This window comes from Colwellia sp. Arc7-D (assembly GCF_003061515.1).
Taxonomy (GTDB): Bacteria; Pseudomonadota; Gammaproteobacteria; order Enterobacterales; family Alteromonadaceae; genus Cognaticolwellia.
This window is the reverse complement of record NZ_CP028924.1, coordinates 1,547,521-1,560,727: the sequence shown is the minus strand read 5'-3', so window position 1 is coordinate 1,560,727 and position 13,207 is coordinate 1,547,521. Positions and strand designations below refer to the sequence as shown.

Sequence of the window (13,207 nt, the reverse complement as noted above, 5' to 3'; positions counted from 1 at the left end):
AAAACAAGCAATACCAAAAGAAAAAAAGCAAACATGAACAAAGTTAAAAAAAACGGGCATTAGATAATTTGTGCCTTTTTCTTATAAGTTTAAAGTAGCTAATTAACTTTTGACTCTTTGCACCGCAGCTAGCCACTTTCCATATAAAATATTTCGTTGTGCGTTATCAATTGACGGGGTAAAGCGCTTTTCACATTGCCACATTTTTGCTAGCTCTTCTGTCGAGCTATACACCCCTGCTTTTAACCCTGCTAAGTAAGCAGCGCCTAGTGCCGTTGTTTCAGTTATTTCAGGGCGATCAATCGTTGCTCCTAAGATATTAGACAGAAAACTCAACAACCAATTGTTAGTCACCATACCACCATCAACACGAATAACACTGGGTCTAATACCGTCATTCTCCATGGCTTTTTGTAGGTCTTTGGTTTGATAACAAACAGATTGCAGGCCAGCTGTCACAATTTCATTAATGCCCGAATCTCGCGTTAAACCCAATATGGCTCCTCGTGCATTAGGGTCCCAATAAGGTGCGCCCAAGCCGGTAAATGCCGGCACAAGAAAAACCCCATGATCTAGCGGCACTTTTTCGGCAATTGATTCTGTTTCACATGCAGAGCCTATTAATTTTAAGCCATCTCTAATCCATTGAATGGTCGCGCCAGCCATGAAAATACTGCCTTCAATAGCATACGTTGGTTTACCCTTTAATCGATAAGCAACTGTCGTTAATAATCTATTTTTAGACTTAAGCGCCTTACTACCAGTATTCAGCATTAAGAAACAGCCTGTACCATAGGTGCTTTTCGCCATACCTTCATCAAAACATGCTTGACCAAATAAAGCCGCTTGTTGATCGCCTGCCATAGCTAAAATGGCAATTTCACTGCCAAGTAATGCACTATCGACATAGCCAAAGTTATCTGATGAATCCATCACATCGGGTAACATGGCGGCGGGAATATTAAACAACTCAAGTAGCTTTTGATCCCAAGCTTGTTCATGAATATTAAAAATCATGGTTCTTGAGGCATTAGTCGCATCAGTTTTATGTTCTTTTTGACCTGTAAGGTGCCACAATAAAAAACTATCAACCGTACCAAATGCTAGCTCACCATTTTCAGCTTTTTCTTGTGCTCCTTCAACATTATCGAGTATCCAGCGAATTTTAGTGGCTGAAAAATAAGGGTCGAGTAACAAGCCGGTTTTATGATTAATCAGTTCTTCTACTGCAGGGCTAGATATTGTTCGACAATAATCCGATGTGCGCCTATCTTGCCAAACAATAGCATTATAAATAGGGTCGCCCGTTTTTCGGTCCCACACCAAGGTGGTTTCCCTTTGGTTAGTAATACCTATGGCAATTACCTCTGTCGCTTGAACATTATTGTCAGCAAGTACTTTTCGACAAGTACGCAAGACAGTTTGCCAAATATCACTTGGGTTATGTTCAACCCAGCCATCGTGCGGGAAGTGTTGTTCAAACTCCTCTTGCGCAGATGCATGCACTTTCCCAAGCTTAGTAAAAAGTATCGCCCTTGAGCTTGTTGTTCCTTGATCGATGGCTAATAAGTACTTCAAAATTGCTCCACCTTTATTACTTAGTCAATTGGTATTATTCGATAATGCCGTTAGCCTTAATGGCTTTCAACAACAATCGCTTTTAAAAAATGATAATTAAAACAATAAATGAGTAAAAGCGAGTAAATAAAAAATTTTTATTAGTTTAAAATATACACAAGAATGTTAGCCTTAATGACCTAAATGCGAATATGGTCATTGCTGTTGGAACGCCATATTTAACATATAAAATAGTCAGGTACCGTAGATGAGTGAAGTACATGAAATATTTGACCTCGTTGTTATTGGCGGTGGCATTAATGGTACAGGAATCGCCGCAGATGCTGCTGGCAGAGGGCTAAAGGTTGTCCTGTGTGAGCAAAACGATCTTGCCTCTGCCACTTCTTCTAAAAGCAGTAAGCTCATTCATGGAGGTTTACGATATTTAGAGCATTATGAATTTAAGCTCGTTAGAAAAGCGCTTGCAGAACGCGAAATCTTATTAAAAAATGCACCGCATATTATTAAACCTTTAACTTTTTGCTTACCTCATCAAGCGCATTTAAGACCTGCTTGGCTGATCCATATTGGCTTGTTTCTCTACAACAACTTAGCTAAGCGCGTCACTTTACCTGCATCAAAAGGCGTTGTATTCTCATCCGATAGTCCCCTAGTTAGTACAATAACTAAAGGTTTTGAATATTCAGATGCTTGGGTAGACGACGCAAGGTTAGTTATTTTAAATGCACTTGCCGCGCAAGATTATGGTGCCAGTATAAAAACACAAACTCAGTGTATAAAAGCAGTACGCGAAGATAATATTTGGACGATTACCTTAAAAGATAGTTTGCACGGTAAAATGAGTGTTATTCGTTCACGCAGCATTGTAAACGCTGCTGGACCTTGGGTTGCAAAGTTGTTTTCAAGTACTTTACCCAACAAATCGCCTCAAAAAATTAGGTTAGTTAAGGGTAGCCATATCGTAGTACCGCGCATCCATAATCAACCACAAGCTTATATTCTACAAAATGTTGATCAGCGCATCGTTTTTGTATCCCCTTTTGAAGATAGCTTTTCATTAATTGGCACCACAGATGTTGAATATAATGGCGATCCCTCTGCTGTTGAAATATCAGATGAAGAAATTGACTATCTATTAAACATCACCAATACCTATTTTAAGAAAAAAATATCACGTAATGATATTGTAACGACATTTTCAGGTGTTAGATCTTTATTAGATGACGAGTCAATAAATGCTCAATCCGTAACCCGTGATTACAAGTTAGAAATAGAAGATGTAAATAATAAAGCACCTGTCATGTCAGTTTTTGGCGGTAAAATAACCACTTACCGTAAACTCGCAGAAGCTACAGTTGATAAACTTAGTCCTTATTTCCCAAACATTGGACCTACCTGGACAGCAGACGCCCCGCTGCCCGGTGGAAACTTCAATAATATAGAATTATTTACTCAAGAAATTAAAAAAGAGTTTCCATGGTTGTCTTCAGCATTGCGGACTAGATTGATCCGTAGCTACGGTACAATAATTTTCACTTTATTAAATAATATAGATAGTATTGAAGCTATGGGATCTTGTTTTGGTGCTGATTTATATGAGCTAGAAATCAACTTTTTAATCGAACATGAATGGGCTATTAATGTTGAAGACATCATATGGCGACGAACGAAAAGAGGCCTTTATTTATCAATGTCGCAAGTCGCTTTCATACAGCAGTATATTGATAAGCACCCTAGCATTGTAGAGCGTAAATCATTACAAAATAAATAAACTATTTGATCTACTTCATTAGGATGAAGCTACTTGGGACTTCACAGTTTTAAATAACAAGCACTTCACACTTATTGCGCTGCACTTACCACTGTCTAAAGGCTCTACTTTACGCGAAATTAAACCATAACTGACATAATTTACATAATTGACTTCGCTGCCGCCAAACTTATCAGACAAAGTATCACCCAATAAGCCTAATTGAACTAATTCACGTATGATTTCGCGATCATAATGTTCATATCTATTGGCTTCAAGCACACCTAGTAGCAATTTTTTTGACAATAATAATGAGCAGAGTCACGGATCATTCGTTCTTCCTCGGTCAGTTGATTATCAAGAAATATCGGAACTTGCTAATTAAATGGGATTAATTTTTGGCACATAGAGTTTCCCGTTTTTAATACTATTTTACAGTGATTTTTTAATTGATCGCTTCACTCTATCTTCAAAAAGAAATATATCGTTATATATTTTCCATATCTTTAATTTATAGCTATTTTTATGCTTGCGGCGCCATGTTTGTTATTGTACAGTAATGAACTTTAGTGGCACCAAGGTTCCGCCAAGCGAAACACGAGGTATTTTTTGATGAGTCCAAAAATGAATATCATTAGCAAGTTTTTCAAAGTAGCAACATTAACCATTGCTGCTTTGGGTGCAATCCCTGCTTTAGCTGAAACGGTTCTCACTTATGGCGAACCTGGGCCAAATCGTGGCGCCCGTGCTAGTGCTACCAAATGGTTTGCACAGGAAGTTGAAAAGCGTTCTGGTGGTGATTTAAAAATTGATATTATGTGGGGTGGTGCCTTATTTAAGGCGAATGCCGCGCGACAATCTATTGCTGCAGGCGTGGTCGATATGGGCACTATTATTCCCGATTACTTTCCCAAAGAGATGGTGTCTTTTTCTCTCACTAATTTACCTTTTGAAAACCTCGATCCTTGGGTTGGTTTAAAAGCTAATTTTGATCATATGCAATCCCAGAAGTTACCAGTAATTTAGCCAAACAAAACTTATCCTTCATCACTTCATACATGCTGTCCAACGTTATCGTGCTATGTAAAGGGAGCGCTATTCGAACACTTGAAGATATTAAAGGTAAAAAAATTCGTGGTGTTGGTACCTTTGGTAAAATATTTGGCGATCTAGGAGCCAATTTAGTCAGTATGAGTATTTATAAGGCGTATCAGGGACTAGGTAACGGCTTACTCGATTGTAGCCTTGGTTACATGAGCGCCACAATTGCTTTGAAACAACATGAAGCGTCTGACAGCCTAACCAAGCTCAATTGGGGCACCTATACCGGTTTGGGAATATTTATAAACAAAGATGCTCTAACAAAATTGAGCCCTTCACAGAGAAAGGTAATAGATGAAGTTGGCGCTGACTTTATCAATTATCTTGGTGAAAATATAATGAAGGCTGACAAAAGAGCAGAAGAGTTACTGACACAAGGAGTTGATGGTCGTAAGTTAGAAATGATTACTTTGCCCTCTTCAGGTTCAGCTCAATTATACGCCGCGAGTCAATATCACATTAAGAAATGGGAAAAAGAAGCCATTGACAGTGGCCTATCTGGAAAAACCATGGTGGAAAACTACAAAGCTTCTCTTAAAAAATATAGCCAAGAACGGGAACTCAATGGCTACCCTTGGGCACGTTAACTTAAATACACCCGTTTAATTAATGAGGTGTTCTACTTTATAGGCATAAAAACAACCCAAATGCGGTTTGTTTTATCCAGTAGAAATGATCACAGCGTTAATCAAATTGGTATCACATAGAGTTTAATATTATGTTGAAAAAAATGGAACAAGGGGCATTGATTGTAGCTGGCCTTTGCATTATCACGCTCGGCCTAATGATCACGCTAACAGTTATTACACGTAACCTTTTTGGATGGGGAGTAACTGACGATGTTGTTATCGTTCGAGAGCTCATGGTAGGAGCCGTTTTTCTGCCGTTGGCTTATGTTACAGCAGATTACAGCCACATCACCATAGAGTTCTTATTTAAACGCTTGGGTAAGCATACCAAATTATGGATGCTTGCCATTGGATCTCTCATCAGCCTATTAATATTACTGCCACTTGCATTGGCTGCTTGGAAAGGATTTTTCCACTCAGCCATTAGTGGCGCTTATTTCTTTAGCCAATTAGATCTACCTGAATGGCCAGGACGATTTGCCTTTTTTGCTGGCGCAACACTATTTATTATACGTTTAACGGTAATTTTCGTTGCTGATTTTCGAGCAGCAATCTGTGGTAATACTGACTATCTCGCGCAGCGTTCAGACGCGGCATACGATACAATTGAAGAGGGTTAATCTGTGGATCCATTAATGCTTGGGCTCGTCGGCTTTGCCTGTACGTTGCTTTTACTTATTTTCCGTGTACCAATCGCCTTTAGCTTAGCTGGCGTGTCATCGGTATTTATATTTTTATTTTTTGCTTTGAGAAACGGTGGCTTTGACATTGACACAGCGGTTGCACCTGCTCTGACTATGATCTCATCCAATGCCTTCGACTTAGTCCATTCTTATGATCTAAGTATGATACCGCTATTCGTACTTTTAGGTCATATTGCTTACCATACAGGTATCACTACTGACATTTATCATGCGGCGCGAGTTTGGTTAAAGCGCTTACCTGGCGGGGTGGCAATGGCCTCTGTTTTTGGCTGTGGGGGATTCTCGGCTATTACAGGTTCGAGCATTGCTTGTGCTTCAGCGATGGGTAAAATCTGTGTGCCTGAGATGTTACGGATGGGCTATGATAAGCGTTTAGCTACATCTACTGTGGCCGTTGGTGGTACGCTTGGTTCGCTTATTCCACCCAGTGTGCTATTTATTGTTTATGGTATTTTTACCGAAATGTCAATTAGTCGCCTATTCTTGGCAGGTATTATCCCAGGTCTGATATCTTTGTTGGGATTTTTAGTGGTGATCTACATATGGGTGAAACGTAATCCCAGTGATGCACCGGCTGATACCACTTTGCATGTTAAAGGAGATCGCCGAAAAGCAGCTATAAGATGTTGGCCTGCTATGTTGCTTTTTACCATTATTATTGGTGGTATTTATGGTGGTATATTTACCGCTACAGAGGCCGCAGCGATCAGTGCGTTTACGGTAATCATTATTGGCGCTTTACAAAAACGACTTAATTGGCAACAGTTTATTCAATCAGTTAAGGAAACTTGTACGCAGACCACGACAATCTTTTTTATTGCGGCCGGAGCAAAAATTTTTGTTGGCTTTGTTGCACTAACAGGTATGGCACCAGCACTGGTTGGATTGATCGAATCTGCCGACGTATCACTATGGCTATTACTGGTAATGATCGCTGGTGTATATTTCCTACTAGGTATGTTTCTTGATCCGCTAGGTATTATGGTACTTACCCTACCATTTTTAATCCCTATGGTAGAAGGTTATGGCTTAGACTTAATTTGGTTTGGTGTGGTTATAATAAAATTGCTTGAAATAAGCTTGATCACCCCGCCGGTCGGATTAAACGTCTTTGTTATCGCCAGTGTCACTAAACCTTCGGTAGCTGTATATGACATTTTTATGGGCGTTACACGTTTTCTGGTCATGGATATCTTAGTATTGATTGCGATTATCGCCTTCCCGATACTATCGCTGCTAATACCTAACCTTATGATGTAGCCTTTATTGTTCGCGGTTGGTTAACATATACCCTGCCGCGAACAACCATCACGCTTCAAGTCATACATAGTGTTCATTCTATATTCTCAAATCCACTTAACCTCGATAAAATAATAACCAAAGTTAGGCTTTATTTATCCAAGTTCGGTATAAGTATTTTATATACCGCTATGCTTAGCGCCAAATCAATAACAAATAATCATATGCCAATTGCAAAAAAGGCCTTTGCAATAAACAAAGACCTTTTAACAATAAGTGAAATAATAAACTAAGAAAAAGTATTAAAATCGAATTAAGGTTGCTTCGATATTACGCACCATGCTTTTTAATTGTGGCGCGACTTCTCCGCTCAAAAACTCTTGCGACAACCTAAAAGCTGGGCCACCAGCATTGAATACATAAATTTGCCCTTGCGTGAGCTTCAGCGGTACAGCAATGGCATTGGTATCTCGCTCCCAATCGCCCCAAGAGTGACAATAGCCAAATTCTTTATAGCTTTCCACTGCTTGATCAACGCCAGCTTTGACAGCCTCGAACTTATCACCCAGTTTTTCTTTGAAATGTCTCATAAAGAAGTCACGTTCTTCTTCTGACAAAGCCACTAAATAAGCTCGCCCTGCAGCCGTAGTTGCCATCGGGATTTTGTCGCCAATATCTTTTTTAAAGGTAACAATATCTTTTGGGGCACAATGATCAACATAAATCATGTCAAGTCGATCTCTGTCTGCCAAACCTATTGATGTACCTGTTTCAATGGAAAGTTCTTTCATTTGGGGGTTCGCCACTTGACGAATTGCTAGGTTTGACACAAATGCATAACCCAAAGCCAACACACCAGCGCCAAGCTGGTACTTTTCTAAACGCTTTGAATAAGTCAGGTAGCCCAAATTTGTTAAGGTATAGGTTAATCTTGATATACTCGATTTAGGCAGACCGGTACGCTGAGCTATCTCCTGATTGCCAAGAAATCCATCTCCCGGATTAAATGCCCGTAAAATATCTAAACCTCTAGCAAGCGCTTCGACAAATTTACGATCGACTTCCCCATTTGTATCTCTTGGCATACCCGTTGGTGTATTCATTTTGAACTACTCAATTGTTTTGATACTCGGCGAATTGACTTGTTTTAGATGTCAATACGTTTTTCAAATTATGGTAGTTATAATCTCATTATTTGCTCTAAAAATAAAGATTATAGATAGCTTTAAAGCTGACGTTTATAGGTTATTAGCCGCAATTTAGAGGAATATCATGAAAATATACGATAACAGGCTACTTGATCTTTTTAGTTACTGAATTATTTGTACTATAAATTGGCCAAAAACGAAATTCTTGAACATTCCAAGAGTATTACAGCCACTTATTTTAAGTAGGAAATCACCTGATTTCAAAAATTTTATAACATTTTTCTTAGTTATTTATGCTGGAATATAACTAACTTACTATGATAATAATCTACTTATTTTTCTTGTAATGTTTCTTTTGAGCAGAAAATGTAAAGTTATCGAGGACTATTTATGACTTTTATACTGCTAAGTATACTTGTCGATAATTTACACCAACAAAATAATCGCTGATATAATTCCATAATATTGTTACTCATCAACACGACTAACCATGATTAAAAATCAACGTTAACACTAAAATCAATTCTAAATTTTAGTGACAATATCGTATGATGAGCTCCAAGTAAAAACAGTAAAATCAGCAGCTATACAATTGAAATAAGTCATCCAGTCGATTTTACAAGGCGCTTTCTAATTCAGGTAACGCTTCAAATAGATCGGCGACAAGACCGTAGTCAGCTACTTGGAAAATAGGTGCTTCTGGATCTTTATTTATCGCCACAATCACTTTCGAATCTTTCATACCCGCAAGATGTTGAATTGCGCCTGAAATACCTACGGCAATGTATAAGTCTGGCGCAACAATTTTACCTGTTTGACCAACTTGCATGTCATTAGGAACAAAGCCTGCATCTACCGCCGCGCGTGATGCACCAATGGCAGCACCTAATTTGTCAGCAATACCGTCTAATAACTTGAAGTTATCGCCATTTTGCATACCGCGACCACCTGAAATAACGATACTTGCTGCACCTAAGTCTGGGCGTTTTGAAACCGTTAACTCATCACTGACATGGCTTGAAATACCTGCATTTGTAACCTTATCTAGCATTATGATCTCTGCAGCGCCATCAGTGGCAACGGCATCAAACCCTGTTGAACGGACTGTGATTACTTTTTTATCATCGACACTTTGCACGGTTGCAATAGCATTACCGGCATAGATTGGACGCACAAAAGTATCAGCACTCACTACCGACGTAATGTCTGAAATTTGAGCGACATCTAACAAAGCGGCAACGCGAGGCATAAAGTTTTTGCCGGTGGTTAATGCTGTAGCCAGTATCACGTCGTAGTTCACTGCTAATTCGGTCACTAATAAACTGATATTCTCTGCCAGTTGATGCTCGTACACGAGGTTATCTGCAACTAATACCTTAGTAACACCATTAACTTTAGCGGCTTGTTCAGCAACGCTTTGACAATTATAGCCAACAACTAAAATGGTAATGTCGCCACCTATTTTCTGTGCCGCAGCAACTGTTTTTAAAGTATCAGCTTTTAACACGCTGTTGTCGTGTTCTGCATAGACTAAAATGCTCATGAAATCACCTTTGCTTCATTTCTTAACTTTGCAACTAACTCATCAATTGATTCAACAATAATACCCGCTTGTCGTTCTTTAGGTGGTGTCACTTTTAATAAGTTGGTACGTGGGGTTAAATCAATACCAAAATCAGCAGCTAATTTTACCACTAGTGGTTTACGTTTAGCTTTCATGATATTAGGTAGAGAGGCGTATCGGGGCTCATTTAAACGTAAGTCAGTAGTCACAATGGCGGGCAGATTTAGTGCTAGCGTTTGTAATCCGGCATCTACTTCCCTTGTTACATTAATTCTGTCGCCTTCAACCTTAACTTCAGAGGCGAAAGTACCTTGTGCTAAACCAGTTAATGCAGCAAGCATTTGGCCAGTTTGGTTGTTATCGCTATCAATTGATTGTTTACCTAAGATAACGAGCTGCGGTTGTTCTTCTTCGACAATTTTTTGAAGTAGCTTAGCAATATTTAACGCGTCGAGCGCTAACTCTGTTTCGATATGAATAGCACGATCAGCGCCTAGGGCAAGTGCAGTTCGAAGCTGTTCTTGGCAGCTTTTATTACCAATAGAAATAGCAATAACTTCAGTTGCTGTGCCTGCTTCTTTAAGGCGAACAGCTTCTTCTACGGCAATTTCACAAAAAGGGTTAATGGCCATTTTAACGTTAGCTAAATCAACGTTTGAGTTATCAGATTTAACACGTACTTTGACGTTATAATCGATGACACGTTTAATTGGGACTAATACTTTCATAAATTTACTTTACCTCAATGGATACTAGATAATATTTGCTTAGTTATATTTTAATTTATTCAAATTGATGGTTTAATTCTTTTTCTAACAAAGATAATGCCGCATTCGAAAGACTAATCTTGCTCTGCATTTCATGGCTATATGAAACAATAATACTTTCACTTTTAGCCGCAATTTTTTGATGTGTTTCGCTATAGATGACTTGGCTTAAGGTGAACCTATCAGTACTTATTTTTTCAACTTTGGTGGCAATAATAAGATTATCAGGATATGTCACCGGAAACTTAAACTTGCAATCGATATAAGCAACAACAAAGCCCAGCTTATCGCCGCCAAGGGCGGCTCTAATATGACTATCTGAGAAAAATTTCACTCTACCTTCTTCACAGTAACGAAAGTAATTGCTGTTATTAACATGTCCTAACATATCAATATCTCCCCATCTTACGGGATGCTTTAATTGATGAGAGTAGCAATGTAATTGATCTTTCATAATATTCTCCACTTCTAATGCAATATTTTACTGTATGACTGTACCTAAACCACTTCAAACTACTTGATTCATCTAAGTGTTAATTACTCTTTTCTATATCTAAAAACGCCCTGACCCGAAGCAATAATATTATCAAAAGAGTCGTAAACATCAGCAGCACCATAATAGATATTTCGACCGGAAGCTGTCACTCTGCCAATGGCATAAATTTTGTTTGATTGAGCTTGGCCTAAATAGTTTATATTTAACGATAAAGTTAATGCTTTTCTATAGTTAAGAGGGTCATCACTATAGGCTCCAGTCAGCGCAGTTGCTGCATCTAATAAAGCTGAAATAAAGCCTCCATGTGGAATACCTGAACGATTTAAATGCTCAGGTTTAAGCTCAGCACTCATTTTAATATGATTTTCTCGCCATTCCTCAATCACAAAACCTAAATGATCATTAAATGGCGGCATTTCTTTATTTGCCCAAGGTTTCATTTTAATCCTTTATTTTCTGTTTCTTGCCACTTGAGATTCTTCACTTTGAAGTAACTGTGCAAAAATCGCTAACTCCTTTTTAATAATATCGGTCAGTATTGTCTGCTGAGGAGCCTTAAGCATTTTTTTAGTCGTACGTAAGGCATTTTGAGGTTTCAACGCTAATGCTTTCGCTTTGCTTAAAGCAAAATCAAATACTTCAGATTTGTCTATTTGTTGATTTACTATACCTAAATCAATTGCCGTCTGGGTATTAAAAGCATCACCCAACATTAATATTTCAGCCGCTTTACGATGGCCTGCTAATTGAGGAATAAGCAAGCTTGATCCTCCTTCGGGGCATACACCTAAATCGACGAAAGGCATTTTAAAATAAGTTTCTGAGGCATAAACCAAATCAAAATGAAGCAACATAGTTACGCCTATTCCAACGGCAACACCCGATACGGCTCCAACGATTGGTTTTGGGTAATTATGCAGCTCATATAATAAAATTGATGCGGGCGAAGCTTTATTAACATCTCGATTATTGAAATCGTTTAAATCATTCCCTGCTGAAAACGCATCGTCTGTACCATGTATCAGTACGACATTAATACTGTCATCTGAAGCACTATCTTTAAGTGCTGTAGCCATAGCCGAATACATTAAGTGTGTTAAAGCATTTTTTTTCTCTGGGCGATTAATACCTATATGTAGAACACCACTATCCTGATGAATTAATATATTTTCTTGAATTTTCATCATTGCCTCCATTTAATGTTCAGTCGATTTAAGCGCGATAACGCCTGGTCATATTCTGTTTTGAAACGTTCAACGATTTTGGACACAGTAGTAATCTCGGTAATACTGCCCAAACCCTGGCCTGCCCCCCAAATATCTTTCCAAGCTTTAGTTTTACTGCCTCCAGAGGAACCAAATTTCATGGTACTTTTATCGCCTTCATCCAAGTTATCGGGATCTAAACCCGCATTAGAAATACTTGGCTTAAGGTAATTGCCATGTACGCCAGTAAATAAAGAGCTATAAACAATATCTTTAGCGCTATAATCAACTAACATGTTTTTATATTCCCGCTCTGCATTCGCTTCTTCTGTGGCAATAAAACACGTTCCTATATAAGCAAAGTCAGCACCTAAAGCTTGTGCTGAGAGTATTGATGCACCATTAGCAATAGAGCCTGATAACGCAATAGGACCATCAAAAATTTGTTTTATTTCACTCACCAAAGCAAAAGGACTTAAGGTCCCGGCATGTCCACCTGCTCCTGCACACACCAAAACTAAACCATCAACACCTGCTGCTATCGCTTTTTCGGCGTGTCGAACATTGATAATATCGTGAAAAATAATACCGCCGTACGCATGAATTCGCTCAACTAATGAGGGATCTAACGCGCGTAAACTGGTAATAATGATCGGTACTTTAAATTCAATACAAGTATTTACATCATCCTCTAATCGGTCATTACTCTTGTGAACAATTAAATTAACCGCGTATGGGGCAACAATGGCATCAGGGTTAGCTATTTGGTACTCATCTAATTCAGTTTTAATGGTGCTTAGCCATTCACCCAGTAAAGATTGTGGACGCGCATTAAGTGCAGGAAAAGAGCCAACAATTCCGGCTTTACACTCAGCGATAACTAATTCTGGCCCCGAGACGATGAACATTGGAGCACTGATGACAGGCAAAGATAATTTATTTTGTAATGTTTGTGGAATTGACATATTTTCCCCTTAGAGCATATTTGCTTTGATAAAAAATTAGCTATGCCGAAAATTGGTATAA

General features: G+C 38.7%; 14 protein-coding genes. 5 read left to right on the top strand and 9 right to left on the bottom strand.

Features of this window, described 5'->3' with window-relative positions; genetic code table 11:
* Positions 1 to 102: 102 nt before the first annotated feature.
* Positions 103 to 1,581, bottom strand: a complete 1,479-nt coding sequence (glpK, locus tag DBO93_RS06765) for a glycerol kinase GlpK (RefSeq protein ID WP_108455634.1) — start codon at positions 1,579 to 1,581, stop codon at positions 103 to 105.
* A 244-nt stretch (positions 1,582 to 1,825) separates the two neighbouring features.
* On the opposite strand from glpK, the gene glpD reads away from it, so the two are divergent.
* Positions 1,826 to 3,349, top strand: a complete 1,524-nt coding sequence (glpD, locus tag DBO93_RS06760; protein WP_108455633.1) for a glycerol-3-phosphate dehydrogenase — start codon at positions 1,826 to 1,828, stop codon at positions 3,347 to 3,349.
* Between the two features lie 18 nt (positions 3,350 to 3,367).
* Here the strand turns inward: glpD and DBO93_RS06755 are convergent, their stop codons facing one another.
* Positions 3,368 to 3,634 (bottom strand): acyl-CoA dehydrogenase family protein, encoded by a 267-nt coding sequence (locus DBO93_RS06755; RefSeq protein ID WP_108455632.1) that lies wholly within the window; start codon positions 3,632 to 3,634, stop codon positions 3,368 to 3,370.
* Between the two features lie 306 nt (positions 3,635 to 3,940).
* Between DBO93_RS06755 and DBO93_RS18920 the strand changes: the two genes are divergently transcribed.
* From DBO93_RS18920 to DBO93_RS06740, 4 genes are all read left to right on the top strand, one after another.
* Positions 3,941 to 4,354: a hypothetical protein gene (locus DBO93_RS18920; RefSeq protein WP_239059137.1), complete on the top strand. Its 414-nt coding sequence runs from the start codon at positions 3,941 to 3,943 to the stop codon at positions 4,352 to 4,354.
* A 32-nt stretch (positions 4,355 to 4,386) separates the two neighbouring features.
* On the top strand, positions 4,387 to 5,016 hold the full coding sequence (locus tag DBO93_RS18915) for a hypothetical protein (protein ID WP_239059136.1): 630 nt from the start codon (positions 4,387 to 4,389) through the stop codon (positions 5,014 to 5,016).
* Between the two features lie 131 nt (positions 5,017 to 5,147).
* The gene (locus tag DBO93_RS06745) at positions 5,148 to 5,678 is read left to right on the top strand and encodes a TRAP transporter small permease subunit (protein ID WP_108455631.1); all 531 of its coding nucleotides are present in this window, start codon (positions 5,148 to 5,150) and stop codon (positions 5,676 to 5,678) included.
* Between the two features lie 3 nt (positions 5,679 to 5,681).
* Positions 5,682 to 7,022, top strand: a complete 1,341-nt coding sequence (locus DBO93_RS06740) for a TRAP transporter large permease (protein WP_108455630.1) — start codon at positions 5,682 to 5,684, stop codon at positions 7,020 to 7,022.
* A gap of 281 nt (positions 7,023 to 7,303) precedes the next feature.
* Here the strand turns inward: DBO93_RS06740 and DBO93_RS06735 are convergent, their stop codons facing one another.
* The 7 genes from DBO93_RS06735 to DBO93_RS06705 all read right to left on the bottom strand — a co-directional run bounded on the left by DBO93_RS06735 (position 7,304) and on the right by DBO93_RS06705 (position 13,146).
* Positions 7,304 to 8,104: an IclR family transcriptional regulator gene (locus tag DBO93_RS06735; protein WP_108455629.1), complete on the bottom strand. Its 801-nt coding sequence runs from the start codon at positions 8,102 to 8,104 to the stop codon at positions 7,304 to 7,306.
* A 661-nt stretch (positions 8,105 to 8,765) separates the two neighbouring features.
* Positions 8,766 to 9,692, bottom strand: coding sequence for an FAD-binding protein (locus tag DBO93_RS06730; RefSeq protein ID WP_108455628.1), 927 nt, complete (start codon positions 9,690 to 9,692; stop codon positions 8,766 to 8,768).
* Positions 9,689 to 10,441: an electron transfer flavoprotein subunit beta/FixA family protein gene (locus DBO93_RS06725; RefSeq protein ID WP_108455627.1), complete on the bottom strand. Its 753-nt coding sequence runs from the start codon at positions 10,439 to 10,441 to the stop codon at positions 9,689 to 9,691. The genes DBO93_RS06730 and DBO93_RS06725 overlap by 4 nt, the downstream gene beginning before the upstream one ends.
* Before the next feature lie 55 nt (positions 10,442 to 10,496).
* The gene (locus tag DBO93_RS06720) at positions 10,497 to 10,934 is read right to left on the bottom strand and encodes an acyl-CoA thioesterase (protein ID WP_108455626.1); all 438 of its coding nucleotides are present in this window, start codon (positions 10,932 to 10,934) and stop codon (positions 10,497 to 10,499) included.
* Between the two features lie 83 nt (positions 10,935 to 11,017).
* Positions 11,018 to 11,416, bottom strand: a complete 399-nt coding sequence (locus DBO93_RS06715; protein ID WP_081178052.1) for a PaaI family thioesterase — start codon at positions 11,414 to 11,416, stop codon at positions 11,018 to 11,020.
* A 9-nt stretch (positions 11,417 to 11,425) separates the two neighbouring features.
* Positions 11,426 to 12,163, bottom strand: a complete 738-nt coding sequence (locus tag DBO93_RS06710) for an enoyl-CoA hydratase-related protein (protein ID WP_239059135.1) — start codon at positions 12,161 to 12,163, stop codon at positions 11,426 to 11,428.
* Positions 12,160 to 13,146 (bottom strand): nitronate monooxygenase family protein, encoded by a 987-nt coding sequence (locus tag DBO93_RS06705; RefSeq protein ID WP_108455624.1) that lies wholly within the window; start codon positions 13,144 to 13,146, stop codon positions 12,160 to 12,162. Before DBO93_RS06705 ends, DBO93_RS06710 begins: the two co-directional genes overlap by 4 nt.
* Positions 13,147 to 13,207: the final 61 nt, after the last annotated feature.

Excerpts from the sequence above, each read along its gene's own strand:
- DBO93_RS18920 (WP_239059137.1), top strand. The coding sequence starts at position 3,941 with ATGAGTCCAAAAATGAATATCATTAGCAAGTTTTTCAAAGTAGCAACA.
- DBO93_RS18915 (WP_239059136.1), top strand. The coding sequence starts at position 4,387 with ATGCTGTCCAACGTTATCGTGCTATGTAAAGGGAGCGCTATTCGAACA.
- glpD (WP_108455633.1), top strand. The coding sequence starts at position 1,826 with ATGAGTGAAGTACATGAAATATTTGACCTCGTTGTTATTGGCGGTGGC.
- DBO93_RS06720 (WP_108455626.1), bottom strand. The coding sequence starts at position 10,934 with ATGAAAGATCAATTACATTGCTACTCTCATCAATTAAAGCATCCCGTA.
- DBO93_RS06730 (WP_108455628.1), bottom strand. The coding sequence starts at position 9,692 with ATGAGCATTTTAGTCTATGCAGAACACGACAACAGCGTGTTAAAAGCT.
- DBO93_RS06715 (WP_081178052.1), bottom strand. The coding sequence starts at position 11,416 with ATGAAACCTTGGGCAAATAAAGAAATGCCGCCATTTAATGATCATTTA.
- DBO93_RS06710 (WP_239059135.1), bottom strand. The coding sequence starts at position 12,163 with ATGATGAAAATTCAAGAAAATATATTAATTCATCAGGATAGTGGTGTT.
- DBO93_RS06705 (WP_108455624.1), bottom strand. The coding sequence starts at position 13,146 with ATGTCAATTCCACAAACATTACAAAATAAATTATCTTTGCCTGTCATC.
- DBO93_RS06725 (WP_108455627.1), bottom strand. The coding sequence starts at position 10,441 with ATGAAAGTATTAGTCCCAATTAAACGTGTCATCGATTATAACGTCAAA.
- DBO93_RS06735 (WP_108455629.1), bottom strand. The coding sequence starts at position 8,104 with ATGAATACACCAACGGGTATGCCAAGAGATACAAATGGGGAAGTCGAT.
- DBO93_RS06745 (WP_108455631.1), top strand. The coding sequence starts at position 5,148 with ATGTTGAAAAAAATGGAACAAGGGGCATTGATTGTAGCTGGCCTTTGC.